This window comes from Pseudoalteromonas sp. SG45-1 (assembly GCF_014164135.1).
GTDB lineage: Bacteria > Pseudomonadota > Gammaproteobacteria > Enterobacterales > Alteromonadaceae > Pseudoalteromonas > Pseudoalteromonas distincta.
Genome location: NZ_JACJEP010000061.1, coordinates 1 through 1,215 on the forward strand (window position 1 = coordinate 1; position 1,215 = coordinate 1,215).

Sequence of the window (1,215 nt, forward strand, 5' to 3'; positions counted from 1 at the left end):
TGTAGATACCATCTCTCATTTTAAGCTTCAAGGTCGTATTTAACTTTCTTGGAGCTTAAACGCTTCTTGGTTTTTTATTACACCAAAACATATATGAATTAGCTTTCGCATATTTGCACACACAGCTTGCATTGGTGTTTTACCATTATTTATTAACGTTAACTTGTGTCGTTTTATTGTTTTATTCCATTGCCCAGCAACAACGGCTGCCATATAAAGTTTACATCGAATTCTGGCTGGGCCAAGTTTACTGATTGATGTTCGCCCTTTTAATTTACCCGATTCATTATGCCGTGGAATTAATCCACAATAAGCCGCCGCTTCTTTGGCTTTATTGAATTTTTTAGCCGCAAATAAATACGTCAGCTCTCTCGATAGTACGGGCCCAATGCCAGGAATAGACTCAAGTAGTTTCCTGTTTCTTTTTAAATCAGGTTCATTATCTATGTGGTTATCAATGTCAGATTTAAGCTGTTTAATTTCATCGTCTAAAAACGCGATAGTCACTTTTATCGATTGGCAAACACGCGCGGAAACGTTGCTGAATTCACTTGCTTCTAATCGGTTAGCTTCTCGTTGTCGGTTACTCTCAAGCGCATCTAAACGACGAATAAGGGCTTTAAGCTCTCTAATTGCTAATGCTTCAGGTTGCCAATAATTAACGACTGCGTGCTTAGCACAGCCATAATGAGCAAGCATCGTTGCATCAGATTTGTCTGTTTTGTGAATTATGTTTAAAGCGTCTGCATACTTTTTAGCTTTACTGGGATTCGCTAAAATAATATTAAAGCCTTGCTCGTGTAAAAAATACATCAGCGCTTCATGATAAACACCCGTTGGTTCGAGGGTGATAACGAGCTCACTAGCAGCGCTTTTAGTTGTATTTAAAAGCCATTTTTCTATTGTTACAAAGTCTTGGCGCTTGTTTTTAAATACTTTTGTTTTAATTTTGTTTGTAAGTTGGTCTCTCAACCACGATAAATCAATCTTCTCTTTACTAATATCAATGCCGATAAACATCATCTCTACTTACTCCCCTTGTACATACAGCATCTACTTAAATAAAAGTGTGCTTGGATACCATTCAGTTTCTGAGAATAGAAAGTCAGGGCTTTATCTACCGAGCAGTATTAAATACTAGGCGCCGAGGCAAGCTCACTGACTTCGATGTGATAAATGATAGCTAATCATTTATCAACGAGAGATACAAGGCGC

The 1,215-nt window shown here is 37.8% G+C and carries 1 protein-coding gene; it reads right to left on the reverse strand.

Going from position 1 to position 1,215, the window contains the following annotated elements; all coding sequences use genetic code 11:
• Positions 1–39: 39 nt before the first annotated feature.
• A complete protein-coding gene (locus H5117_RS20350) occupies positions 40–1,023 on the reverse strand; it encodes an IS110 family transposase (protein ID WP_182739016.1) in 984 nt (327 codons plus the stop codon).
• Between the last annotated feature and the right edge of the window lie 192 nt (positions 1,024–1,215).